Source organism: Paracoccaceae bacterium (assembly GCA_033344815.1).
In the GTDB taxonomy this organism is placed as follows: domain Bacteria; phylum Pseudomonadota; class Alphaproteobacteria; order Rhodobacterales; family Rhodobacteraceae; genus Roseobacter.
In genome coordinates, this window is the sequence record JAWPMR010000001.1 from 4,881,184 (window position 1) to 4,907,096 (window position 25,913).

The following is a 25,913-nucleotide window of genomic DNA, read 5'->3' on the forward strand; positions in this document are numbered from 1 at the left end:
TAACAACAAAAGTCCTCCCCCTTGAGCTTCTATCAAAGCGTCTTTGAACTGATTGACATGCGGTCTTTCTCGAACCTGTGGTTCTGGATCGCGCTGGCAGTGATGTGGTCATCAGCCAGCCATTGGGTTTTGGGTGTGCCCTATGATCTGGTGTTGCGGGCGCGGCGAAACGGCGGGCAGGCAGAGCGCGACCTCGAAGACCTTGTCCGCATCAACACCAACCGACTGCTCAACATTGCGAATGTCTCGGGGCTGTGGCTGTTGGCCTTGGGGTGTTTTTTGCTGACGGCGACGTGCGTTTTGGGGTTTTTTTATCGGGTCGAACTGGCGCAGGCGTTGTTTTTATTGGGCTTTCCGATGTCGATCATCGGTGTGATTTCGCTGTCGACCGCGCGACTGATCTATCACGAGGAACCCAGCGGAGAGCAATTGCGCGCGCGCCTCACGCGTCACCGGCTTTATGTTCAGATCACTGGCGTTATCTCGATTTTCGTCACAGCCCTCTGGGGGATGTATCAAAACCTGTCCGTCGGGCCACTGGGTGGTTGACTTGGGCGCCGCAAACGCGAATTGAAACAACCCATGGCTGATCCCTCCCATATCACCGTTTCAGGCGTTCCCGAAGGGTTTGACGCGCATTTCCTGCTGTCCGAGTTGGAAAAACAGGATGGCCCGATTGTACATGTGGCGCGTGATGACAAACGCCTTGCGGGCATGCAGGCGGCACTGAGGTTTTTTGCCCCCGACATGCCGGTTGTGGTTTTTCCCGGTTGGGATTGTCTGCCCTATGACCGCGTGTCGCCCAATGCCGATATTTCCGCACAACGCATGGCGACCCTGGCGGGGCTTGTTCACGGTATGCCGGGGCGGTTCATCCTGCTGACCACGCTGAATGCGGCAACACAACGGGTTCCGGCCCGCGCCACCTTGAAAGATGCGGCCTTCAAAGCCCGTGTCGGAGAGCGGCTCGATGAAGCCGCTTTGCGTAACTTCCTTGTTCGCATGGGATTTGTGCAAAGCCCGACTGTGACCGAACCCGGTGATTATGCGATACGTGGCGGCATCATCGATATCTTTCCACCGGGCGATTTGGGCCCTGTGCGCCTTGATCTGTTTGGGGACGTCTTGGACGGTGCGCGTCGCTTTGATGCGGCGACACAACGCACGACAGAAAAGCTCGAAGTTGTGGAACTTGCGCCGGTTTCGGAAGTGATTTTGGACGAGGCCGCCATCACGCGGTTTCGCCAGAATTACCGGATCGAGTTTGGTGCGGCAGGGACGGATGATCCGCTGTATGAGGCGATCAGCGCAGGGCGCAAACACCAGGGCGCTGAGCATTGGCTGCCCTTCTTCCACGCCGAGTTGGAAACGGTATTTGATTATGTGCCACAGGCAGTCGTAACACTGGATGATCAGGTGACGGCCATCCGTTTGGCGCGCTGGGAAAGCATTGCGGATCAATATGAAACGCGGCGATTGGCCATGGCGCATCGGTCCAAAATGGACAGCGTTTACAAGCCGAGCCCGCCGGATGCGCTTTATCTTGATGACGCCGCTTGGGCAAGCGCCACAGAAGGACGCCGGGTTTTGCAACTTGCGACCTTGCCGCAAGCGACAGGCTTGGGGGTTACGGATGCAGGGGCGCGGTTGGGACGGAATTTCGCGCCAGAGCGCCAACAGGAATCGTTGAGCCTTTTTGGGGCTTTGGCAGCACATATTAAAGTGAAAATGAAGGACGGTCCGGTTCTGATCGCCAGCTATTCAGAAGGTGCACGTGAACGTCTGATGGGGTTGATCGAGGATGAAGGATTGGTCGAAGCCATTCCAATTCCGAATGTGACCCGCATGGGAAAACACGGGTTGCATCTGGCTGTCTGGGCGCTGGAGCACGGGTTTGAAGCGCCTTGGTCTGTTGGCGGCGCGTCAGGAGACCCGCAAAAAATCACGGTGATTTCGGAGCAGGACGTGTTGGGCGATCGCCTGATCCGCAGTGCCAAGAAGAAGAGGCGCGCTGAGAATTTCCTGACGGAGACTCAATCGCTGAGCCCCGGTGATTTGATTGTGCATGTGGATCACGGGATCGGGCGGTACAAAGGCCTTGAGGTGATCACGGCGGCCGGTGCGGCGCACGAGTGTATTCTGCTGGAATATGCCGAAAATTCAAAGCTCTATCTGCCTGTTGAGAACATTGAACTGTTATCAAAATATGGCCACGAAGAAGGGCTGCTAGACCGTCTGGGCGGCGGCGCATGGCAGGCCAAGAAGGCCAAACTCAAAGAGCGGATTCGTGAGATTGCCGACAAGCTGATCCGGGTCGCAGCCGAACGCGCCCTGCGCAAAGCGCCCGTGCTGGAGCCGCCCGAAGGCATGTGGGACGCATTTTCCGCGCGCTTCCCCTATCAGGAAACTGACGACCAGCTGCGCGCCATTGGGGACGTGATTGATGATCTGACATCGGGTAATCCGATGGATCGTCTGGTGTGCGGTGATGTGGGCTTTGGTAAAACCGAGGTCGCGATGCGCGCAGCTTTTGTGGCGGCGATGTCAGGCACACAGGTGGCTGTGATTGCGCCGACGACATTGCTGGCGCGCCAGCATTACAAGAGTTTCGCGGAACGTTTCCGGGGTTTTCCGATCAACGTGCGCCAATTGAGCCGGTTTGTGTCCGCCAAGGATGCAAATGCGACGCGTGATGGCATGGCGCGCGGCACGGTGGATATTGTGATCGGCACCCACGCGCTTTTGGCCAAAGGCATACGCTTTCAGAACCTCGGCCTGTTGGTGATCGACGAGGAGCAGCATTTCGGTGTTACTCACAAAGAACGCCTGAAACAGATGCGCACGGACATTCACGTGCTGACACTGACCGCGACGCCGATCCCACGGACCTTGCAGTTAAGCCTGACGGGCGTGCGGGACTTGTCCATCATCGGGACGCCACCGGTGGACCGTCTGGCCATCCGTACCTATGTCAGCGAATTTGATACGGTGACGCTGCGAGAGGCATTGCTGCGCGAACACTACCGGGGCGGGCAGTCCTTTTATGTGGTGCCGCGTATTTCAGATCTGCCGGAGATCGAGGAATTCCTCAAGGAGCAGCTCCCCGAACTGTCTTATGTAGTTGCACATGGCCAAATGGCCGCGGGCGAGTTGGATGATCGGATGAATGCGTTCTATGACGGAAAGTTCGATGTTCTGCTGGCCACAACGATTGTGGAATCGGGCCTTGATATCCCGACGGCCAACACGATGGTGGTGCATCGTGCGGATATGTTTGGTCTTGCGCAGCTTTATCAGATCCGAGGCCGCGTGGGGCGCTCCAAGACGCGTGCCTATGCGTATCTCACAACCAAACCACGCGCGAAACTGACAGCCACAGCAGAAAAACGGCTTCGTGTCCTCTCAAGCCTCGACACTCTTGGGGCAGGGTTCACGCTGGCCAGTCAGGATTTGGACATTCGCGGAGCGGGCAACCTTTTGGGCGAAGAGCAATCGGGTCAGATGCGCGATGTCGGTTTCGAGCTTTATCAATCCATGCTGGAAGAGGCGATTGCCAAGATCCGCGCGGGTGAGATGGAAGGTCTCAGCGAGGCAGACGATCAATGGGCACCGCAGATCAACCTTGGTGTCCCGGTTCTGATCCCCGAAGCCTATGTGCCAGATTTAGACGTGCGTCTGGGGCTTTATCGCAGGCTGAGCAGCCTCTCGGCCAAAGTGGAGCTTGAAGGGTTCGCCGCAGAACTGATTGACCGTTTTGGCAAATTGCCGCGCGAGGTCAACACGTTGATGCTTGTGGTGCGGATCAAGGCGATGTGCAAACGCGCAGGCATTGCCAAGCTGGATGGCGGGCCAAAAGGGGCGACAATCCAATTCCACAATGATAAATTTGCCTCGCCCAAAGGCCTTGTTGAATTCATTCAGGATCAACGCGGATTGGCAAAGGTCAAAGACAACAAGATCGTGGTACGCCGCGACTGGAAGGCAGATAACGACAAGATCAAAGGGGCCTTTGCGATTGCCCGCGATCTGGCAGAAAAAGTCGTGGCCGAAAGAAAAGCCAAAAGACGGGCCAAGGCAAGCTGATCACTCCGCGGGCAAGCGATCCTCTATACGTCCCATGACCCGCATCAGCACATATGCCAGCAAAGCCATCATGAGGATAGCACCGACAAGAGGACGGATCGTACCATCAAAGAGCAATCCGATGGGCGATGCGATAACGGCGGCCAAAACGGTGGAAACAGCGCCAATGACACTGGCTGCCATGCCAGCAATATGCCCCATGGGTTCCAATGCAATCGCGTTTAGATTGCCGATGGTAAGCCCGGCCTGAAAGAAGACATAGGCTTGCCAGATCGCAAAAACCGCAAATGAACTGGTGCCCAGTGTTTCGTTGCTGATCAAGACGGTGATCGACAGGACGATCTGAATGCCCAGAGCCACAGTGATCAGGCGTCGCATGCCCAGGCGCACAACCAAAAGTGCATTCAGAAAACTCGCAATTGCAGATACGAGCGCGATGCCCCCAAACCAGAAATGAAATGAGTCTTGTTTGTCATAGACGTGCTCATAAATCGGTTGGATCAACATCAAAACGGTAAACAACATCGACAGGCACAATGTCTGGACGAAAATCGACAGGCGGACCACGGGGTGCGCAAACATTTCCCGAACCGCGCCCACGATCAGATGGAGCTTGAGAGGCCGACGGTTTTCCTTGGCCAAAGTCTCCGGGAGCCTCAGAATAACCCAAACAACTGATATCAAAGAAAAGACAATGAAGGCAGCGAATATGCCCCGCCAATCGCTGTAGGAAATGATCACATAGCCCAGTGTCGGTGCGACGCCGGGGACAAGCGTAAAGATCATCATCACGATGGAGACGATTCTTGCCATCTCACGGCCCGAAAACAGGTCTCGAATGACCGCCATGGAGACCACTCTGGGACCCGCCGCACCGAGCCCCTGAACGATCCGCGCGGCGATGACGACCTCAAAGGATGAACTGGCCCAAGCAATGACCGAGGCGGCGATATAAATCACTGCGCCGCAAATCATCACAGACTTGCGTCCGAATGCATCTGAAAGCGGACCCGTAAAGAATGTACCAATGCCCATGCCCAGAACAAAGGCTGTCATGATCAACGGCGCGCGCGTTGGATCATCTGGCGTCAGTTCCTGTGCAATATTGGGCAAGGCAGGCAACATAGCGTCAATCGAAAACGCAATGGTGGCAAACATCATCGCCATCAAGGCGATGAACTCAATCCTTCCGATCGCAGTTTGCGATTCAGTTTGCGACACTTCAAACCCCCGCCTCAACGAACACCCGCGTTAAGGTTAATTCCGTGTAACTCACAGTTGAAAATCAGGCAACGCCGCATTTCCACACAGACGGACGTTCATCTGTGCAGGCCATCATTTCAGGGGTCAGGCCGTGGCGGCGAGTTCTTCGATGACCTTGGCCCAAAGCTCAGGAGGTTGTGCGCCCGGAACCGCGTGTTTGTTTGCCACAATGAAAGTCGGCACGGAATTGATCCCCATGGACCGGCTGTGGGCATCACGGTCCCGGATATCCTGCGCATCCGCGTCCGAAGCCAATAGTTTGCGCACCACCGCCGCATCCATTTCGATGCCGTCTGCAATGTCGGCAAGAACATCGTGATCCCCGATATCGCGCGCATCGACAAAATATGCCTGAAACAACGCAGACACTGCCGCCGTCTGTCGGCCTTCGATCCCTGCCCAGTGGATCAGCCGATGCGCATCGAGCGTATTGGGGGTGCGTTTCATACCTTCGAAATCGATCTTCAGACCCGTCGCCTCGGCGTTCTGAACCACAGGCGCATAGGCCCGGACTGCGCCTTCCTTGCCGCCGAATTTGCCTTCCAGATAAGCGCGCCGGTCCATGCCTTCGCGCGGCATGTCCGGGTTGAGCTGAAACGGATGCCATTCAATAACAAAGGGGTGATCCGGGATATCGGCCAAGGCCTTGTCCAGATGCGCCTTGCCAATATAGCACCAAGGGCAGATCGGATCGGACATGATGTCAAGTTTAATGGTGTCGGTCATTCGGGAACCTCAAAATTGTCCCGCAAGGCGCGCCGCAGGATTTTACCGTTCGCGCCCATCGGCAAGTCAGGTACGTGAATAAAAAGGCGGGGTTGTTTATACCGCGCCAGCTTGTCAGACACATAAGTCTGCAAGGCGTGATCGTCCAGTGCTGCGGGGCCAGTATAAAAGGCGGCAATGACACGGGCGTCTGCCTTGATTTCAACATCCGTGACGGCAACGGCGGTGATGTCGGGCAGCGAGGTCAGGACGGCTTCAACTTCGATCGGAGAGACGCGATAGCCGCCAGCGTTCATCATGTCATCGTTGCGCCCGAGATAGGTAATGTGGCCATCCTCGCTCATGACGCCCTGATCGCCGGTCAGAAACCAATCGCCCTGAAACCGATCCGCTGTTTCTTTGGGCGCATCGAGATACCCCAACATCAATCCGGGGTCATCGCGGTGCACGGCAATTGTGCCTTCAGACCCCACTGGAACCGGTCCGTTCTCGTCCAGCAAGGCGATGCGGCGACCGGGCTGCGGGCACCCCAAACTATGCGGCGTCGCAGGCGCGTTCGGGGCATTTGAGATAAATGTAGAGCATTCCGACATACCGTAAGCCTCAAATATTTCGGTGCCTGTAAGGGAGTTCCAGGCCTTGGCGATCCGGGCTGGAAGCTTTTCTCCAGCGCTGAGGCCGTGGCGCAAGGAAGGTGTCTCGAAGGGTGTTGGCGATTTGAGAAGTTGGCGGTAGACCCCTGGCGCTGCTGCAAAAATCGTAGCTTTGTGTTTGGCAATCATAGGGGTGAGCGCGCTTGGCGGTGTGCCGTCAGCCGGGATCACTGCCGTTGCGCCAATCGTCCAGGGATCCATTAAACCGGTCCCAAGCGTGTAGGTCCAATTGAAGGCCCCTGCGTGCAGCAACCGATCCTCAGAGCGCAGCCCATACCAGCCGTTAAACATCATTTGACGTGCCCAGATCGCGCGGTGCGCATGTGCAACAGCGCGGGGGACGCCGGAGGTACCGGAGGTGTAAATGATGTATCCAAGCCGTTCCGGATCGCCCATATGAAATGCGGCGGGTGGCAAAGACCGAAAGCCTCGCAGGGTTTCCAGGGAAACGATGCTTTCATGATCTGGACACGCCACCTGGGCATCGCGCAAAATAATCCTGGGTTTGATATCTGCGATGATGCGAGCGGTCTCGATTTGCGTCAGCGCAGAAGAAGTCGGGATTGGCACAAAGCCCGCTGTCAGGGCTGCAAGATAGGCGATCGGGAAATCCACCGTGTTGCCCATGCGCATTAACACCCTGTCGCCCGGTCGCAGTCCAAGATCCGACAATCCGCGCGCGGTGCCGCGTACCGCCTGTTCCAGTTCAGCAAAACTCCAACTTTCCAAATGGTCCGCGCCAATGATCAAAAGCGCTTCTTTCTGCGGAGTGAGATCCGCCTTTGCCAGAACATAACCCGCCATATTGAACGGAGCAGGGCAGGGCGGCGGCGGCCCTTGATCAAATACAGAGAGCATGCCTGCCTGCTAGCGTGGCGCGCCCTGCGTTGCAAGCCCGTCTCCTTCACCTTATAGCGGTTGCATGAAAACCGCTGATCCAAGGACCCTCATCCAGATTGCCCGCCAGAGCGGCAGCGAAGAAATCGGCGCGCCAGTGGACCTTGGCCAAAGGGTTCGTGAGCTACGCAAAGCGCGGAACTGGACGCTGGAACAAGCCGCCTCGCAGGCTGGATTGGCCCGCTCAACCCTGAGCAAGATCGAAAACGGGCAGATGTCACCGACCTATGATGCGCTCAAAAAGCTGGCGATCGGATTGGAAATTTCGGTGCCACAGCTCTTTACGCCGCCACAGGCCGGTCAGGTCAACGGGCGCATGGCGGTCACCAAATCCGGGCAAGGTACGGCACAGGCCACGGTGACGTATGAGCATGAATTGCTGGCTGAAACGCTTACAAAGAAACAAATGTTGCCGTACCGCGCACGCGTTCGAGCGCGCAAACTCGAAGAATTTGATGGATGGGTGCGTCATGACGGCGAAGAGTTTCTTTATGTGCTGACGGGCGTTATCCGGCTTTTTACGGAATTTTACGAGCCGGTTGAAATGCGCCGGGGCGACAGTGCGTATTATGACGCCACAATGGGACATAACGTGGTCTCCGTCAGTGAAGAAGACGCCAATATTTTGTGGGTAACGTCGCTGACCTGATAGGGTCAGGACGGTTCGTACCACCAGACCTCAGGCATAAAATTCGGGCCATCCCCGTAAATGGGCAAGGTCTCCGGGTATTTCATCTCCTTGATGTGGGCGATTTGCCCGGTGGTGAACTGCCAGAACGGGATCACATAACGCCCTGCCGTCAGGACCCGGTCAAGCGCACGTACCGCAGTGTTGAATTCTGCTTCACTTTGCGCAGACAACATCGCATCGATCATGCCATCCACAGCCGGCGAGGCCACCCCCATCCAGTTTCGCGATCCTGGCTGTTCGGCAGCTTCTGATCCCCAATAAAACCGCTGCTCGTTGCCTGGCGACAGGGACAGGGCACGCCGATAAAGCGTCATGTCGAAGTCAAATTCATTGGTGCGCGCGGTGTATTGCGCGCTGTCGGTGGTTTCGATGTTAGCCTCAATCCCCAGACGGGTAAGCGCCGAGAGGTAGAGATCTGCGATTGCAATGTTTTCGCTGCTATTCTGAGCCAGCAGAATCGTGAAAGCCAAGGGTTGCCTCGCCGAATTTTGCATCACGCCGTCTTGCGGCACCCATCCTGCCTCCGCCAAAAGCGCAATGGCCGCACGGATGCCCTTTCGATTGCGCGCAGAGCCATCCGTTTGGGGCAGTGCATAACCCTCCAATGTGCCCGGCAAAAGATCAGGAGCAAAAGGCGAGAGCAGTGCTGTCACAGCCGTGTCCGCAGGTCCGGACTTCATCGCAAGCGTGGAGTTGGAAAAATAGGATGTGATGCGCGGCTGCGCGCCTCCCGTGAGCGTATCATTGATGTATTCAAAATTGAACGCCTGTATCAGGGCCTCGCGCACGCGCCAGTCATCAAATGGGGCTTTGCGCGTGTTCATCACGAACCCGGTCATGCCAGACGGTTTCTGGTGCGGGATCTCGGATTTGATCACATCTCCCCGGCTGATCGCCGGGAAACTGTATTGTGTTGCCCATTTTTCGGCGTTGAATTCGCGCAACGCAGAAATGTCACCAGCTTTGAAGGCTTCAAACAGCACCGAGGCATCGCCATAGAAATCCAGTTTGATTTCGTCGACGTTATGAGTGCCGCGCCGAAACGGGATGTCCGCGCCCCAATACTCCGGATTGCGGGTCAGTTGGACAAAACGGCCCGCTTCATAATCTGACACCACGTAAGGGCCAGTGCCCAAGGGGATCTCGGCCAGCGGTGCGTTTGCAAAATCGCGACCCTCCCATTGCGCGCGGCTCAGGATCGGGCGCATGCCAGCAAGCAGCGCGAGTTCGCGATTTTCGGTGTTGAAATCCATGCGCAGGGACCGCGGACCTGTCTGAGTGATGCCATCGATCTGACGCGCAAGGCTATGATATTTTGGATGACCTTCGGTGCCGAGCAGCGAATAGGTAAAAATGACGTCATCGACCGTGACGGGCGATCCATCTGAAAACCGCGCGCCCTCGCGCAGGGTAAATGCGACCCAGGACCGGTCGTCGGGTACCTCAACCGATTCGGCCAGAAGGCCGTAGAGCGTGAAGGGTTCATCCCAGGATCGACCCATCAGGCTTTCGTGCGTGAAAAAACTCAACTGCCAGGGAGAGGTGCCTTTTCGGACAAAAGGGTTGAGGCTGTCAAAGCCGCCGGTATTGCCCAGAGTAATACTGCCTCCTTCAGGTGCATCCGCCTTTGCGTAGGGTAGCGACACAAAATCAGGTGGCAGGTCCGGGGTCCCATACATAGATATCCCGTGTTGAGGGTCCGCCGTTGCCGTTGTGATCCAGAGAATCGCCACCACTGTGGCCAGAATCCGCATGATTGTGCGGAAAAAAACAGTACCCATTTTGGAGACAATCCCCTGCTTCCCTTGTTTTCTTGACCTTCAGCGTACCGAGGTATTTCCGTCTTATCAAACTTTTAGCTTGGATAGCGGCGCGAGATTGCTTATAACCAAGTTACTGCTCGATAGGTTTCTTGCCTGTATGAAACCTGCCTCAATAACTTAACGCCTGCCTTGCGCAGGCGTTTTTTTTTGCGCGCAGGTTTGGAGCGTTCTTTCTCCATATGATTGAAGTCCAAGGGGGTGCCTACAACCCTTTGTGACAAACAGCATCGGAAAATACCGTTTCCTTTGCACCCGCAGCAATGCATTATGCGTGCAACGCAGCATTAGAGCACACAGAGAAGGACCCCTTTCATGGCGTATGAAATTTCATTGACCGGAAAGACCGCCATTGTCACCGGTTCCAATTCCGGCATTGGGTTGGGCATCGCGTGGGAACTGGCACGCGCGGGCGCGGATATTGTGCTGAATTCCTTTACCGACTCGCAAGAAGATCACGACCTTGCCGAACAGATAGCGGGCAAAACCGGTGTTGCAGCTCGCTACATCCAGGCAGACATGTCCAAGGGCGATCAATGTCGGGCTTTGATCGAGAAGGCGGGCGTTTGCGATATTCTGGTCAATAACGCGGGCATCCAGCATGTGGCTCCGATCCCGGATTTTCCGGTCGAAAAGTGGGACGCCATTATTGCGATCAACATGTCGTCGGCCTTTCACACGACTGCAGTGGCCTTGCCGATGATGCGTGCGGCGGGGTGGGGTCGAGTGATCAACATCGCCTCGGCGCATGGCTTGACAGCCTCGCCCTTCAAGGCGGCTTACATTGCTGCAAAGCACGGTGTGGTTGGACTGACAAAGACCACGGCACTTGAAACCGCCAAAGAACCAATCACAGCTAATGCGATCTGCCCCGGTTACGTGCTGACGCCCATTGTGGAGAAGCAAATCCCGGACACGATGAAAGAATATGACATGACCCGTGAGGAAGTGATCGAAAACGTGATGTTGACGCGCCAGCCCTCCAAGGAATTCGCAACAGTGGAGCAGATGGGCGGCACTGCAACATTTCTGTGCTCGGACGCAGCCGCACAGATTACCGGCACCACCATCAGTGTCGATGGCGGCTGGACGGCGCTGTAAGGTTTTGTTTCTCATCGCAATTCTGTCAAGCAGAACGCACTGAGAAGAAAAGGAGGTTCCATGGCGGTTAAACGCATTAATCTGGCCTTGCAGGGGGGCGGCGCGCATGGCGCTTTCACCTGGGGCGTCCTTGATCGTTTGCTATGCGAAAAGGATATCGAAATCTCTGCTATTTCGGGCACTTCTGCGGGCACGCTGAATGGCGCGGCTGTCAAGTCAGGCATGATCGAGAATGGACGGCAAGGGGCGCGTGAGAGGCTGGATTGGCTGTGGCGCGAGGTGGGCGCGCGGCCGGAACTCAATTTGCCGGCGTGGATGCATCCCTTTTCATTGGGTGAATTCAGTCAGGCTCTTGAATATTCTTGGCCGGTCATGGCTGCAGACACCTGGTCGCGCGCAGTATCCCCTTATGCCTACGGGCCCTTTTACAGCAATCCGCTGCGCGCGATTGTCGAGCAATTTGATCTCGATGCGGTGCATGAAGAAGGCGGCAAAGGCCCCTGTCTTTTCATCTGCGCCACGCGCGTACGCAACGGTAAGGTGCGGGTGTTCAAAGACAGTGAGATCAGCACGGACGCCATCCTCGCCTCCGCATGTTTGCCGACGGTGTTTCAGGCCGTCGAGGTCGAAGACGCGGAGACCGGTTTGAAAGAAGCGTTCTGGGATGGCGGTTATACGGGCAATCCTGCACTGTTCCCGCTGTTCCATCCATCACTGCCTGACGACATCCTGATCATCAATATCAACCCGCTGGAACGCACCGAGCTGCCGCGTACAGCGCAGGCCATCCAGAACCGGATCAATGAGATCAGTTTTAATTCGTCCCTGTTGCGTGAGTTGCGCGCAATTGAATTTGTTCAACGCCTGCTGGAACGCGGCGATTTAAACACCGAGCAGAAAAGCCGCGTACTGATTCATATGGTCGCCGATGATGCTTTGATGAACGAGCTATCCGTAGCTACGAAACTGGTGCCAACGCCCTTTACGCTCTCTCGCCTCAAGGAAGCCGGACAAAACGCTGCCGAGACTTTCCTGAGCCACCACAAGGGTGACCTGAACAAGCGGAGCTCCGTCGATCTGGTGGAAATGTTCCAGTAGCGTTAGGCCGCGTCGATTTCAGGCGGGACGCTCGGGTCTTTGCCATTGGGATAAACAAGACCCGCTGAAATCACCAGTTTGGCCGCCTCTTCAACGGTCATATCCAACAGGATCACGTCGTCGGCTGGAAAAAACAACAAAAAACCCGAGGTGGGGTTTGGCGTTGTTGGCACAAAAATACTGACCATGGGGTTTGCGTTATTGGCGCGGGAGGCTATTTCGCCTTTGGTGTCGGTTGAGATAAATCCAATGGCCCAGATGCCGCGCCGGGGGTATTCTATCAGACAGGCGTTTTCAAACGACCGCTCAGATTGCGCGAACACGGTTTCGGAAATCTGTTTGATGCCGGAATAGACCGAGCGCACGACCGGTGTACGTTCCACAAGGCTTTCAGCAAAGCGTATGAAGGAGCGCCCTAAGAACCCTTTGGCCATCCAACCCACGACAACCGTAAACACCAAAAAGATGACCACGCCGATACCGCGAATGTCGATTTGGATTTCCGGATCCAGCCCCAGCAAATTCTGGAGGACTTTGTCGGGCTTGTAAGACCCTGGCACCAGCGGCAGGACAAACCCGTCAATCCAGCCCACAACGGACCAGATCAGCCAGATTGTCAGCCCCACGGGTGCAATGACCACAAGGCCCGTCAGGAACGACCCCCGAAGAGCGCCCAGCAGGCTGCGTTTTGTCACGGGCGGTTCAGGATCAAACGGGGTATTCATGACGCATCTCTAAATCAAGTGATGTGTAGGTATGCATATTGCGTCGGCTTCACAATGGGTTTGGCAGTCAATCCGTTCAAATTCCCGTATCAGGTGAGAGACTGGCGAGTTCCGCTGAAATTTTGGCCGCAAATCCTGCATTGTTGCGCACCAAGGCAATATTGGCTGTCAGGGACTGACCTTCCGTCAGTTCGAAAACGCGCTGCAACAAATAGGGCGTCACGTCCTTTCCCTTGATCCCATGCGTATCGGCATCGGTCTGGGCCTGTGCAATGATCGGGGCGAGCGTCTGAGCGGGAATTTCATCCTTTGCAGGGATTGGATTGGCCACCAATTGTCCACCAGGCAGGCCGAGCCGCCCGCGCATGTGGTGCGCCTGTGCGATCTGGGCAGGTTCATCCATCCGCAACGGTGCCTTGAGCGGGGAGGTCGCGCTCCAGAAGGCAGGGAAACTGTCCTGTCCCACCGCGATCACCGGCACGCCCTGTGTCTCAAGCACTTCCAGTGTTTTATCCACATCCAGAATTGCCTTGGCCCCAGCGGCAACCACGGTGACAGGCGTTTTCGCAAGTTCCAAAAGATCGGCTGAGACATCAAAGCTGTCTTCGGCGCCCCGGTGCACACCGCCGATCCCGCCGGTGGCAAAAACCTTGATACCGGCCAGATGTGCGGCGATCATGGTGGCTGCAACCGTCGTGGCCCCGGTGCCCCCTGTCGCCATACAGGCAGCCAGATCCGCGCGGGAAAGTTTTGCAACGCCGCGTGATTGTGCGAGCGTTTCCAACTGTGTACCATCCAGTCCGATGTGCAAAACCCCTTCGATCACGGCAATGGTTGCGGGTGTTACGCCCGCCGCGCGAATGTCGTTTTCCACCAGCCGCGCCACATCGAGGTTTTGGGGATAGGGCATGCCATGGGTGATGATTGTGCTTTCCAGCGCGACAATCGGTTTGCCCGAAGCCTTGGCGGCGATGACCTCGGTGGAATGGATCAGGGGCAGGGCGGTCATAAGGCGGTTTCTCCGGATACATAGGTGGCGGCGGCCAGCAAGGCGCGGTTCAATGCGTCCTCTGCACTGGCACCGGCTGCGTCAGCGGCGATATGGGCCGCCATGAAGGTGTCGCCCGCGCCAGTCACGCGGGTGACCAGAACCTGCGGGGGTGTTTGTGTGAGCAAACCATCGGGGCGTCCCTCAGTCGCGTCAGATCCACCATCTGTCACCAGAACCCGCGCCGCGCCGCGTTTCAGCATCCCGGTGGCGGCGTCACGGGAAGTGTCAAAACTTGTCTGGCAGAGCAATCCCGCCTCTTCGAGGTTGACATAAAGCGTGCCACGCCCGGCCTGCATAAAGGGGCTGAGCCGTTCCGCCTTGCCGGGAGAGGCCGGAGCCACCCGCAGATCTGCCTGCGCCAGCAAGGGGCTGCGTGCAATCTCACTTAGCAAGTTTAGTGTGAGATTGCCGTCCAAAGCGACCAATCCAGCAAAGGGGGTTTGCGGAGTTGCAAGGCGTCCACCCGAAAGCGGCGCCAGAATTTTTGGGCCGGCAGCTTCCAGAGAATGGGCATCGGCAATGGCCGCGATCAACCCATTGGCCCCCTCAACGGCCATATAAACGTCTGTTGGCAAATCATCTGAACGATACACCGTGTCCGTGATCATGCCACGCGCTTTGCAGGCCGCGATCAGTTCATCGCCCTCAGCATCCCGGCCAATGGCCGTCAAGAGCGCTGGCGTGAGGCCAAAGCGCACCAATGTCATGGCGATATTCATGGCGACACCGCCAGGCAAGCGTGTGATGCGTCCGGGCACGTCCGAACCCTGCCGCATTGCGCTGGCAGAACGCCCAATCACGTCCCACAGTACCGAGCCGATGCACAATATATCAGGTGTTTGGGTCATGCCTGTCTTGTGACGTGGAAACCCGGCGGGTTCAAGGGCGTGTCAGTCCGGCACTGCAAAGGTCAGCGCGGCCCAGAGTGTTTCCCAGACCGGTGCGGTATCGGAGGTACCGGCCATTGCGCTTGGGCGCAGAACGACCGCATCAAACAGATAGGTGTGACCGGGCGATACCGGCACCGTGGCTATACCCGCGCCATCCGTGCGCGTCATTGTAACTGAGACGCTGCCGTCTCTCGCACGGTCAAAAACTTCGATCTGCGCATCGGGTCTCACTGCGCCATTGTATTCTACGCGAACGCGCATTTGATTGTCGAAATCGGGATCGTAGGGGTTGCTCAACGCCACAAACTCGGTCGCCAATCCATAGGCACGATCGGCGCCAAGCCCGTCACCAACAGCAACCAGGGATTTGGCATGACGTGTGTAGCTTTCCCGAAACCCTTGCAGGGGCCATCCAGCGTCTGCGTGATCTGAGGCGGCATTTGCAAAGTCCTTATGTTCTGCAAATTTCAGGAATTTTTCCCACTCCTTGTAGGTCAGTGACGCAGGAGTTGTTTCATGTAGGATCACCAGTAACCCGCCGTCTGGCGCAGTTGTGTTCAAGGCAGGTGTATCACCGATACGTCCCTGAACAGGTAGGGTTGCCTGACCCTGCGCCAGTTCAAAGCGTGTGAAACGATTGTCAAACCACGCCAGCGTGATGCCTTCGAAATTCTGACCATTGCGCAGGTTTGCGACCAAAGGATCACCTGTTTCAACCTGGTATTCTTCCGGGTCGATCCAGAACTCATGGCCAAGGGCGTCCGTACCGGTTAGCAGTAGCATACAGATCAAAAGACGCGAGAACATGACCGAATTATCCTTAAGAACCTTTGCCATAAAGCTGATCTTTTTGCTGGTGTTGTCAACCGCCACCATTGGAATGTGGGTGCCTCGTGTCTTGGCGCATGAATTGGTGCCGACCATTGCCGATATGACGATTTTGGACAACGAAAGCGTATCTCTGGCGTTTCGGATCAATCTGGAGGCCTTTCTGGCCGGTGTCGATCTGGACGCGGTGGAAAACACAGATGACGATAATGCGGGGGAAACCTATACCACGTTGCGAGGTTTGAGCGCGTCAGAACTGGCGACCCGCGTGCCACAATTGCTGAGTCTCTGGAACGGGGCGCCGTTGGCCGTGGCCGAAGGACCGCTGGCGTTCGCGATCACCGACGTCGAGATACCCGAAGGGCTGAGTGAAGAGTTGCCACGTATTTCCCTGCTGACCCTGACGGTGTCCCTGCCGGAAGGTGCGCGTGATGTCACAGTGCATTGGCCCGCCGGATCGGGCGCGCTTGTTTTGCGCCAACAGGGAGTGGAAGAACCCTTTACAGGGTATCTGGCGGGTGGCGAAAGCAGCCCGGCGATCGCCATTGGTGGCGGCGGCGCGCAAAGTCTGAGCGGCGCATTCTTTGGCTATATCCCGGTGGGGTTCGATCATATTCTGCCGAAAGGGCTGGACCACATCCTGTTTGTCCTGGGCCTGTTTTTCCTGAGCACACACCTGCGACCTCTGGTCTGGCAGGTCAGCGCTTTTACGCTGGCGCATACCGTGACATTGGCCCTTGGTGCCTTGGGCCTTGTAACCATTCCCCCTGCGATTGTTGAACCCCTGATCGCGGCTTCCATCGTGTTTGTGGCTGTTGAGAATATCATCACTTCTGGTTTGAACCCTTGGCGGCCGGTTGTGGTTTTCTGTTTTGGCTTGTTGCACGGGCTGGGGTTTGCATCTGTCTTGCGGGAATTTGGCTTGCCTGAAGGACAATTCGTGCCTGCCCTCATCGGTTTTAACCTGGGTGTCGAAGTCGGGCAGCTAACGGTTATTGCCATCGCATTCGCCTGTGTCGGCTGGTTTGCGCGGAAAGAATGGTACCGGACCCGCATCGCAGTGCCGGCATCCTGTGTGATCGCCGCTGTCGGCGCGTATTGGTTCGTGGATCGGGTTTTTTTGTGAGCTTCAGCCCATGGCAGCAACCAGACGCGTCAAGGAGGCTGCCGGATCATACGTACGCCAGATTTCATCACCGATGCCAAAGAAATCGGTGTAGGGAGCCAGCGTGCGCATCATGGTTTCATCTAGCGCGCCCTCCGCCACAACGGGTACCTCGATGGTTTCTGACCACCATTCAAGAAGATCCAGTTCGACGAAACTGCCATCACCAAGCACGGAAGCTTGCACCGGGCCAAAGCTGACATAATCCGCGCCCGCTTCGCCTGCGCTCATCCCGTCATGGCGCGAGGTGCCACAAAAACTGCCGACGATCGCGTCCTCGCCCAACGTCTTGCGGGTGTCGCGCACAGAGCGCGCCGCATCCGTCAGATGCACACCGTCCAGCCCCAAGCGATCCGCCAGCAAGGTGTGATCGCTGATAACAAGTGCAATGTCGCGAGCATGGGTGACCTCGCGAAGAGCATCGGCTGCACGCGACACTCTGTCTTCGTCCCTTGTGGCGAGGTTCAGGCGCACGCAACCCACGGCCTGCGCGTCCAGCACAGACGCCAGCAGATCAGGAAAACCGGAAAGCTCAATCTCGCTAGGTGTGATCAGATACAGCTGGGGTTGCTCGGGGGTGTCCATGAGGTGATCCTTTGGAAGTCTTTTCCAGACCAGTAACGCACCCATTGGGAAATGAAAACTTTTATACCTTTCAAGGCTCAGACGCCGCAGGTCCGCTTGCGAGCGCACCTGTGTCGCCTTATGAGGCCTTATGAGCACCCCTGTTGAACCCCCCGACATCCCCGCCTTTGTGCTGGTACGCCCGCAAATGGGCGAAAATATCGGTGCGGCTGCGCGGGCAATGTGGAATTTCGGTCTGGACCGGATGCGCATCGTAGCGCCGCGCGACGGCTGGCCCAATCCTGATGCAACAGCCATGGCAAGTGGTGCGGGCCGTTTGCTGGATGACGCGCTGCTCAGTGAGGATCTGGCTACATCCGTGGGTGATTGTTCCTATGTTTTCGCCACGACAGCGCGGCCGCGGGATCTGACCAAACCGGTCTACAGCCCCGAGGCTGCGATGCGCCTTGCCGCCACAAAAATTGCGGAAGGCCAACGGGTTGCTGTGCTTTTTGGGCCTGAGCGCGCGGGGCTGGAAAATGATGATATCGCATGTGCCAACGCGATCATTTCGGTGCCTGTGAACCCGCAGTTTGCTTCGTTGAACCTTGCCCAATGCGTTTTACTCGTAGGGTATGAATGGATGCGCGCCGTCGGGAATGTCATGCATGAAACCACAGAAATGGCCGGTACCGTTTGGGCGGAAACGCTGGAAGTGGAACACCTTGCTGCGCATTATCAGGATCGGTTGGAGCAGGCCGGTTTTTTCTTTCCCGAACACAAGGCGCAATCGATGAAAACCAACCTGCGCAATATGTGGAGCCGGATGCCGCTGACGCGGGCTGATGTGCAAATGATGCACGGCGTTATGCGTCAATTGGTGCGGTGGAAAACGCGCGACGACTAGACGCGCTGGACGTGCCCGCGAACAGAGCCTAGGTATGCAGCGACGCGCAAGACGAGGACGCAATAATGAGCGGCAAGCGAAAGCTTTTCGAAGAAGTGGGCAGCGCCGAGGCAACCCGGCCCGCAGTACAACCGGGGCTGATTGATCAGGGCCATGGCGGCGCGCGCGGTGCGATCAGGATCTGGTTGATGATGCTCTTTGCACTGGTGTTTGTGATGATCGCCGTCGGCGGGCTCACCCGCCTCACGGATAGCGGGCTCAGCATCACCGAGTGGCGCCCTTTTAGCGGTGCCTTGCCACCGATGAATGCCGCCGATTGGAACGCTGAATTTGCCAAATATCAGGCAATTGACGAGTTTCGCATCCAGAACCAATGGATGGAACTCAATGATTTCAAAGTCATCTACTGGTGGGAATGGGGTCATCGACAACTGGGCCGTGTGATCGGTGTGGTCTGGGCTCTGGGATTTGGATACTTCGCAATCCGCCGTCAGATCCCGACCGGATGGACGCCAAAACTGCTGCTGCTCGGTGTGTTGGGCGGGGCACAGGGTGCAATCGGTTGGTGGATGGTGTCCTCGGGTGTCACACAGGGCGAAGGCATCACCGATGTCGCGAGCTATCGATTGGCAACACACCTTGGGCTGGCCTTTGTCATCCTTGGTTTTATTGCGTGGTATACAATGGAAATGGGCCGCTCGGCGCGCGATCTGATGCAGGCACGGCGCGCCAAGGAATCAAAGCAATGGGGCATGGCCACCGGATTGATGCATTTCGCGTTCCTGCAAATTCTGATTGGCGCTTTGGTCGCGGGCATCGATGCCGGGCGCAGCTATACCGATTGGCCGCTGATGGGCGGGCAGTTTTTCCCAGCCAGCGCCTTCACGCTTGAACCGGTCTGGCGCAACTTTTTTGAAAGCCCCGGATTGGTGCAATTCATTCACCGCGTCACCGGCTATGTACTGGCTTTATTTGCCATCATCGTCTGGCTGCTGGGGCGTAGATCGACCCATCCCAAAACGCGATTTGCATTCAATGCGGTGCTTGCAGCGGTAGCCTTGCAGATCGTGATTGGCATTGGGACTGTGCTTTATGGCGCGCCGGTGCATATTGCGCTGGTACATCAGGTCATGGCCGTTGTCTTGTGGGTTTTGATCCTGCGCGCCCGCTTCCTGAGTGGGTATCCTGTTGCCACATCTTTGAGAGGAAAAACTGCATGAATGCCTATGATGACCTGATGGCGTTTAGCCGGGAAACACAGGCTTTGTCGCTGATTGCGGGACGTCTGGAATGGGATCAGGAAACGATGATGCCACGCGGTGCGGCCCCGCAACGCGGCGAGGAATGCGCCGCCATTGCAAGTGTGTTGCATGCACGTCGGATGGATTCGCGCATTGCGGATTGGCTCGGGATCCTTGACGGCGCGGAACTGGATGAAACATCGACCGCACAGCTGCGCCACATTCGCCGCGAGCATGATCGCGCGTGCAAGGTGCCAGCCGCCCTGGCCGCTCAGATTGCGCGGATCACATCGCAGGCACAAGGCGTGTGGGCTGACGCCCGGGAAGCCAATGATTTCGCTGCCTTCGCGCCGACGCTTGAGGAAGTGCTCCGATTAAAGCGAGAAGAGGGGCAGGCGCTGGCAACTGGCGGCGACGTCTATAACGCGATGCTGGCGGATTACGAGCCCGGCACCACGGGCGCACAGTTGGAGGAGATGTTTGGTGCCTTGCGCCCTGAGCTTGCAGCCTTGCGCGCCGCTGTTTTGGAGACTGAGGCTCCGCAGAAACTGAACGGCACTTTTGATGAAGCCGAACAGATGGCGCTGACCCGCAAGCTCGCGCAGGCTTTTGGATATGACATGACCCACGGGCGCGTGGACAAGGCGGTGCATCCGTTCAGTTCCGGGTCGGGCCTGGACGTGCGCATCACAACGCGCACCAATCCTGTGGATCCCTTCAACTGTTTCTACTCCACGATCCACGAAGTGGGTCACGCGGCCTATGAACAAAACATTCACCGTGACTATCTGTTAACGCCCTTGGGCGGCGGCGTGTCCATGGGCGTGCATGAAAGCCAGAGCCGTATCTATGAAAACCAAATCGGTCGCAGCCGGGCTTTCACCGGATGGCTCTTTGCACAAATGCGCGATGCCTTTGGTGATTTTGGCATCAAGGATGAAGACGCATTTTATGCCTGCGTGAATCGCGTGTCTGACGGTTTCATTCGGACCGAAGCGGATGAATTGCAGTATAACCTGCACGTTCTGTTGCGCTTTGATCTCGAGCGCGCTTTGGTGTCCGGTGATCTGAAGGTCACTGACCTCGAGGCCGCCTGGAATGATCGTTTTGAGGCTGACTTCGGCTTCGCCGTTGATAGGCCCGCAAATGGTGTTTTGCAGGATGTGCATTGGGCCGTCGGTCTATTTGGGTATTTCCCGACCTACAGTCTGGGCAACGTGTACGCGGGTTGTTTGCACGACGCGATGCGCGCGGCTCTCCCTGGGCTGGACGAGGATCTGGCGCGAGGGGATACCTCCCCGGCAACAGCCTGGTTGCGCGAAAACGTACAGACGCATGGAGGCCTGTACGAGCCGCGCGATGTGATCGCAAAAGCCACCGGCGCACAAGCCTCCGAAGCCCCTTTGCTGGCCTATCTGAAAAGCAAGTTTTCTGGAATTTACGGGCTCTAGCGTTACAGCAGCGCCATGCGTTCGGCGCGTTCCAAATCCGGATAAGGACGATAGAGAGCAAAATCCGCAGTCTCGATCAGATCATGCACCGCGCGGTGCAATTGTGCGATCTCATCATCATGGCTTCCCGTCAGGCGGAATGCGGCCTCCAACTGTGTCAGCCCATCCACTTCAATCTCGAGCATGAAATCGCGGTAGCAATCTGCCGCGAGGTTGAGCTTGCGCCGCATCAAGCGCCATTCCCCGATGACATTCGCGGCGCGCAGATGGCCCATCCAATCGTCAAGCGCCTTGGCGAATAGCAAGGCCTTCGCGCTGTCTTTCAGCGTGATCATGCAGCAATAAACGTTCATTCAGGCACCTCATCGACATGAAACGCCATGATGTTCGAAAACAGTTGAAAAGCGGTTAAGCCTCGTCGTCTTCGCCGTCCTCAGTCTCGCCCTGATCGGCGATCCAGGCCACGCTCACGACCTCTTCGCCTTTGCCGGTGTTGAACACCTTGACCCCCCCGGCTGAGCGGGAACGAAACGAAATGCCTTCAACAGGGACGCGGATCGACTGCCCTTTGGAAGTCGCAAGCATGATCTGATCATCCATTTCTACCGGGAAGGAGGCAACCAACGCGCCGCTACGCATGGCCTTGTCCATCGCCTGAACGCCCATGCCGCCGCGCCCGCGCACAGGATAGTCATGACTTGAACTCAGCTTGCCCGCGCCTTGCGTCGTCAGCGTCAGGATCAGGTTTTCAGCCGCTGACATTTCCGCGTAACGATCCGGACTAATGGTCGCATTCGCGTCCGTACCCTCATCATCCGAGGCCTCGGTATCATCGGTCAAACCAACCATCGCGCGGCGCATTTTAAGGTACGCTGCGCGCTCATCTGAGGTGGCGTTAAAGTGGCGGATTACAGACATCGACACAACCTTGTCTTTGCCGGTCAATTTCACGCCGCGCACGCCCACGGAACTGCGCGAATTGAACACCCGCACATCTTCGCTGGGGAACCGGATCGCACGCCCTGAGGCTGTGACCAGCATCACATCCTCATCGCGTGACGCGATTTTGGCATTGATCAGCGTGGTTTCAGCATGATCATCCTCGAATTTCATCGCAATCTTGCCATTGGATTTGACATTGGTGAAATCGCTGAGCGCATTGCGCCGCACCGTGCCCGCAGAGGTCGCAAAGACGATCTGCAATTCGGACCAGTCCTTTTCATCGCGGTCCACCGGCATGATGTCGGCCACGGAAACGCCGGGCGGAATCGGCAGGATATTCACAATCGCCTTGCCCTTGGAGGTCCGCCCGCCTTGCGGCAAACGCCAGGTCTTGAGCTTATAGGCCATGCCATCTGTGGTGAAAAACAACAGCTGGGTATGGGTATTGGCCACAAAGAGGGTCGTGATCACGTCCTCTTCTTTGGTCTGCATGCCCGACACGCCTTTGCCGCCCCGCTTTTGGCTGCGGAAATCTGCCAGCGGCGTGCGTTTGATGTACCCCCCCGACGTCACGGTCACGACCATGTCTTCGCGTGCGATCAGGTCTTCGTCTTCCATGTCGCCGGACCAGTCCACGATCTCGGTGCGACGTGGCACAGCGAACAACTCACGTACTTCACGCAGTTCATCCGCAATAATGCCCATAATGCGATCACGCGAGCCGAGAATTTCGAGGTATTCCTTGATCTTACTCGCCAGTTCTTCCAACTCGTCGGTGACCTCTTTGACGCCGATTTGGGTGAGTCGTTGCAGGCGCAATTCAAGGATCGCACGGGCTTGGGTCTCAGAGAGATTATACGTGCCATCGTCATTGGCCGTGTGGGTCGGATCGTCGATCAGCGCGATGTAGGGCAGGATGTCCTTTGCAGGCCAGCGCCGCGTCATCAATTTGCTGCGCGCTTCGGCGGCATCCGCAGACGAACGTATGCTGGCCACTATTTCGTCGATGTTGGTCACCGCCACGGCCAGACCGCACAAAACATGGCTGCGTTCACGGGCTTTGCGCAATAAATACGCAGTGCGTCGCGCGACCACATCCTCGCGGAAGTCTATGAAATAGGTGAGGAATTTGCGCAGTGTAAGCTGTTCCGGCCGACCGCCGTTCAGCGCCAGCATGTTGCAGCCGAAATAGGTCTGCATAGGCGTGAAGCGATATAACTGGTTCATGACGACCTCAGCCGTCGCGTCGCGTTTCAGTTCCACAACCACCCGCACGCCATTTCGATCAGATTCGTCCTGAACATGAGCGATGCCTTCGATCTTTTTCTCGCGCACCTGTTCGGCGATTTTCTCGATCATCGACGCCTTGTTGACCTGATAGGGGATCTCATCGACGACGATGGCCCAGCGGTCTTTGCGGATTTCTTCAACGCGCGTCTTGGCGCGGATGATCACCGAACCACGCCCTTCAAGGTAGGCTTTGCGCGCGCCTGTACGGCCCAACATTATACCGCCCGTCGGGAAATCCGGTCCCGGCACATATTCGATAAGCTGTTCTGAGGTCAGGTCCGGCTCGTCGATCAGTGCGAGCGTCGCATCCACCACTTCACCAAGGTTGTGCGGCGGAATATTGGTGGCCATGCCGACCGCGATCCCACCGGCGCCATTGACCAGCATATTGGGGAAACGGGCAGGGAGCACGGTTGGCTCTTGCTGTTTGCCATCATAGTTGTCTTGGAAATCAACAGTATCTTTGTCGATATCGGCCAAAAGGTACGCCGCTGGCTTGTCCATGCGCACTTCGGTGTAACGCATCGCAGCCGGGTTATCGCCGTCCATTGAGCCAAAGTTGCCCTGCCCATCCAGCAGCGGCAGCGACATGGAGAAATCCTGCGCCATCCGCACCAAGGCGTCATAAATCGCGCTGTCCCCGTGGGGATGGTACTGGCCCATGACGTCCCCGACGGGACGCGCGGACTTGCGATAGGATTTATCATGCGTGTTGCCGGTTTCATGCATCGCGAAAAGGATGCGCCGGTGTACCGGTTTCAACCCGTCGCGCAGATCCGGGATCGCCCGGCTGACGATGACCGACATGGCATAATCCAGATAGGACGTGCGCATTTCACTTTCGATGCTGACCGAGGGGCCGTCATACGCAGGGCGTTCCGGCATCATTTCATCATCGTTATCAGGGGGTTGTGGTGTGTCGCTCACGTGGTCTGCCCATCTTTTCCGCAGGGTCTATATCTAGTGGAATGACCTTATCAGGGGCGCATATAGGGTGCAATCCCTGAGAGACTTTGCGATTGGCAGCCGCAGGGTCATAGTGATAACACACTGTTTTCATTGAAAAGTAATTTATCCATGGCATTCTGGGAGGATGTAGCAGTCAAGAGGACAAGAAATGCCCCCATCTGAAACGGAATTGATGCTCAAAGGATACGGCCTGACGACGGCGGAGTTCTTTTATCATATGCCCGATTACAAGCATGTATTGAATACATTCGTTTGGCAGGAATATGACATCGCGCCGGACCATCCGCGCCTGTTTGGATTTGTCGAATATTGGCAATCCGAGATTGAAGGCCCGTTGCATTCGGTTCGTTTCACGCACCGCAAGATGATCAGCCCGGGCGAATGGCGCAACGTGACGGGCGAATTCACTTTGCACTGAAAGGCGCAGTGCACAAGCTGTACACAGCCTGTACACAAGCTGTGCACCGGGGATGCACGGGCGACGTTTTTCAGCGCTGTGCGTGGTGGAAGGGCGACAGGGGGTCAGACCGTCAGGCGGAACAACTCGCTCCGCCCAGTACGCAGAATTTCGCACAATGCGGATGGTTCAGAGAAACGTCACGCTCAGCCGCCTCCAGCGTCGCGCCCAGTTCAAATTCCGGGGAATAGGGCAGCAGGGTACAGGCCAGCACGACCGGGTGCGCTTCCCCGCGCCGTTTGACGACCATGCGCGATGAGGCGCACATCAGCGCCTCCGGAGATTTGTCCAGAATACCCCAACAGGATGTGGTGATTTCGGGCACCTCGACGGTTTCATCCATTTCAGGAAAGAGCACCGTTGCGCCAGGGTCCTGCGCATCGACGTCAAAACCATGCTCTGCGTAGAACCGGGCATATCCCGCGCGGCTTTCTGCATCGCCATGCGCCATGATCGAGCGGCCCGCGACGGCCATTCTGATCCCGGCATCGCGCAGCCATTTCATGCCCGTCAGCGTTTTGTCAAACGCACCGACACCCCGTTCCGCGTCATGCAGCCCGGCGTCATAGTGATCGACCGAAATCCGCAAGGTCAGCTTTCCGGGAAAGGCCGTGTTCAATTCCTTCAGCCCGGCCTGCATTTTCGCGCGCATCATCGGGCGCATCGCATTGGTCAGGATCAGCACCTCATAACCGCGCGCCAGCGATCTGCGCGCGATCTCGATCATCTGCGGGTTCATGAAGGGCTCACCCCCGGTGAAGGCAATTTCGGTGACAGGCCACCCGCGGGTCTCGATCTGGTCGAGAAAATCGTTCACCTCATCCGCCGTGATATACACCAGCTTGTCATTTGTCGGGCTGCTTTCAATATAGCAGTTCACACATTCGATATTGCAGAGAGTTCCGGTATTGAACCAAAGGGTTTTGGGATTGCTCAGGCTGACATGGGCGCGTCTTTCACCCTTTGCAGTCCAGGTGGAATCCACAAATTTGCCTGTGTTGGCTTCAGCCAGATCTTTCATGCGGGTGGTCGTCCTTGCTCGGTAAGTGTCGCAGTTTTGTGCTAAGAGATATATAAATGCAATAAAACCGCTTTCCCTGC

General features: G+C 56.9%; 22 protein-coding genes. 10 read left to right on the forward strand and 12 right to left on the reverse strand.

All coding sequences use genetic code 11. The annotated features are described in order from the left end of the window. The first annotated feature begins 21 nt into the window (after positions 1-21). Positions 22-549, forward strand: coding sequence for a component of SufBCD complex (locus R8G34_22670; GenBank protein MDW3225658.1), 528 nt, complete (start codon positions 22-24; stop codon positions 547-549). 33 nt (positions 550-582) lie between these two features. Continuing rightward, on the forward strand, positions 583-4,083 hold the full coding sequence (gene mfd / locus R8G34_22675) for a transcription-repair coupling factor (protein ID MDW3225659.1): 3,501 nt from the start codon (positions 583-585) through the stop codon (positions 4,081-4,083). Here the strand turns inward: mfd and R8G34_22680 are convergent, their stop codons facing one another. From R8G34_22680 to R8G34_22690, 3 genes are all read right to left on the reverse strand, one after another. Beyond that, complete coding sequence (locus R8G34_22680) at positions 4,084-5,250, reverse strand: multidrug effflux MFS transporter (GenBank protein MDW3225660.1); 1,167 nt, start codon at positions 5,248-5,250, stop codon at positions 4,084-4,086. A gap of 180 nt (positions 5,251-5,430) precedes the next feature. Beyond that, positions 5,431-6,072 (reverse strand): DsbA family oxidoreductase, encoded by a 642-nt coding sequence (locus R8G34_22685; protein MDW3225661.1) that lies wholly within the window; start codon positions 6,070-6,072, stop codon positions 5,431-5,433. Beyond that, positions 6,069-7,583, reverse strand: coding sequence for a class I adenylate-forming enzyme family protein (locus R8G34_22690; protein ID MDW3225662.1), 1,515 nt, complete (start codon positions 7,581-7,583; stop codon positions 6,069-6,071). The genes R8G34_22685 and R8G34_22690 overlap by 4 nt, the downstream gene beginning before the upstream one ends. 64 nt (positions 7,584-7,647) lie before the next feature. Here R8G34_22690 and R8G34_22695 point away from each other — a divergent pair, with 64 nt between their 5' ends. Beyond that, the gene (locus R8G34_22695) at positions 7,648-8,271 is read left to right on the forward strand and encodes an XRE family transcriptional regulator (protein ID MDW3225663.1); all 624 of its coding nucleotides are present in this window, start codon (positions 7,648-7,650) and stop codon (positions 8,269-8,271) included. Between the two features lie 5 nt (positions 8,272-8,276). On the opposite strand, the gene R8G34_22700 is transcribed toward R8G34_22695, so the two are convergent. After that, entirely contained in the window at positions 8,277-9,992 is a 1,716-nt protein-coding gene (locus R8G34_22700; GenBank protein MDW3225664.1) for an extracellular solute-binding protein, read from the reverse strand. Between the two features lie 456 nt (positions 9,993-10,448). Between R8G34_22700 and R8G34_22705 the strand changes: the two genes are divergently transcribed. Together R8G34_22705 and R8G34_22710 are read left to right on the forward strand one after the other, a co-directional pair. Beyond that, positions 10,449-11,234 carry a 3-hydroxybutyrate dehydrogenase gene (locus tag R8G34_22705; protein ID MDW3225665.1) on the forward strand — a complete coding sequence of 262 codons (786 nt, stop codon included), beginning with the start codon at positions 10,449-10,451 and terminating at the stop codon, positions 11,232-11,234. Between the two features lie 60 nt (positions 11,235-11,294). Further along, on the forward strand, positions 11,295-12,332 hold the full coding sequence (locus R8G34_22710; GenBank protein MDW3225666.1) for a patatin-like phospholipase family protein: 1,038 nt from the start codon (positions 11,295-11,297) through the stop codon (positions 12,330-12,332). Positions 12,333-12,334: 2 nt separating this feature from the next. Here R8G34_22710 and R8G34_22715 read toward each other — a convergent pair whose 3' ends face one another. The 4 genes from R8G34_22715 to R8G34_22730 all read right to left on the reverse strand — a co-directional run bounded on the left by R8G34_22715 (position 12,335) and on the right by R8G34_22730 (position 15,805). Further along, positions 12,335-13,057, reverse strand: coding sequence for a DUF502 domain-containing protein (locus R8G34_22715; GenBank protein ID MDW3225667.1), 723 nt, complete (start codon positions 13,055-13,057; stop codon positions 12,335-12,337). Between the two features lie 76 nt (positions 13,058-13,133). Beyond that, entirely contained in the window at positions 13,134-14,066 is a 933-nt protein-coding gene (locus R8G34_22720) for a pseudouridine-5'-phosphate glycosidase (protein ID MDW3225668.1), read from the reverse strand. Continuing rightward, a complete protein-coding gene (locus R8G34_22725; protein ID MDW3225669.1) occupies positions 14,063-14,956 on the reverse strand; it encodes a PfkB family carbohydrate kinase in 894 nt (297 codons plus the stop codon). Before R8G34_22725 ends, R8G34_22720 begins: the two co-directional genes overlap by 4 nt. 42 nt (positions 14,957-14,998) lie before the next feature. After that, positions 14,999-15,805, reverse strand: a complete 807-nt coding sequence (locus tag R8G34_22730; GenBank protein MDW3225670.1) for a DUF4198 domain-containing protein — start codon at positions 15,803-15,805, stop codon at positions 14,999-15,001. Between R8G34_22730 and R8G34_22735 the strand changes: the two genes are divergently transcribed. Beyond that, a complete protein-coding gene (locus tag R8G34_22735) occupies positions 15,804-16,952 on the forward strand; it encodes a HupE/UreJ family protein (GenBank protein MDW3225671.1) in 1,149 nt (382 codons plus the stop codon). The genes R8G34_22730 and R8G34_22735 overlap by 2 nt on opposite strands. A 3-nt stretch (positions 16,953-16,955) precedes the next feature. On the opposite strand, the gene R8G34_22740 is transcribed toward R8G34_22735, so the two are convergent. Beyond that, positions 16,956-17,576 carry a thiamine phosphate synthase gene (locus R8G34_22740; protein ID MDW3225672.1) on the reverse strand — a complete coding sequence of 207 codons (621 nt, stop codon included), beginning with the start codon at positions 17,574-17,576 and terminating at the stop codon, positions 16,956-16,958. 130 nt (positions 17,577-17,706) lie between these two features. Here R8G34_22740 and R8G34_22745 point away from each other — a divergent pair, with 130 nt between their 5' ends. The 3 genes from R8G34_22745 to R8G34_22755 all read left to right on the forward strand — a co-directional run bounded on the left by R8G34_22745 (position 17,707) and on the right by R8G34_22755 (position 21,154). Next, entirely contained in the window at positions 17,707-18,462 is a 756-nt protein-coding gene (locus R8G34_22745) for an RNA methyltransferase (GenBank protein ID MDW3225673.1), read from the forward strand. Positions 18,463-18,527: 65 nt separating this feature from the next. Next, complete coding sequence (locus R8G34_22750) at positions 18,528-19,682, forward strand: COX15/CtaA family protein (protein ID MDW3225674.1); 1,155 nt, start codon at positions 18,528-18,530, stop codon at positions 19,680-19,682. After that, positions 19,679-21,154, forward strand: a complete 1,476-nt coding sequence (locus R8G34_22755) for a carboxypeptidase M32 (protein ID MDW3225675.1) — start codon at positions 19,679-19,681, stop codon at positions 21,152-21,154. Before R8G34_22750 ends, R8G34_22755 begins: the two co-directional genes overlap by 4 nt. Before the next feature lie 2 nt (positions 21,155-21,156). Here the strand turns inward: R8G34_22755 and R8G34_22760 are convergent, their stop codons facing one another. Beyond that, positions 21,157-21,507, reverse strand: a complete 351-nt coding sequence (locus R8G34_22760) for a DUF6614 family protein (GenBank protein MDW3225676.1) — start codon at positions 21,505-21,507, stop codon at positions 21,157-21,159. Between the two features lie 55 nt (positions 21,508-21,562). Further along, a complete protein-coding gene (gene gyrA / locus R8G34_22765; GenBank protein MDW3225677.1) occupies positions 21,563-24,274 on the reverse strand; it encodes a DNA gyrase subunit A in 2,712 nt (903 codons plus the stop codon). 229 nt (positions 24,275-24,503) lie between these two features. On the opposite strand from gyrA, the gene R8G34_22770 reads away from it, so the two are divergent. Next, positions 24,504-24,773: an usg protein gene (locus R8G34_22770; protein MDW3225678.1), complete on the forward strand. Its 270-nt coding sequence runs from the start codon at positions 24,504-24,506 to the stop codon at positions 24,771-24,773. 112 nt (positions 24,774-24,885) lie between these two features. Here R8G34_22770 and R8G34_22775 read toward each other — a convergent pair whose 3' ends face one another. Then, a complete protein-coding gene (locus R8G34_22775) occupies positions 24,886-25,833 on the reverse strand; it encodes a radical SAM protein (GenBank protein MDW3225679.1) in 948 nt (315 codons plus the stop codon). Positions 25,834-25,913: the final 80 nt, after the last annotated feature.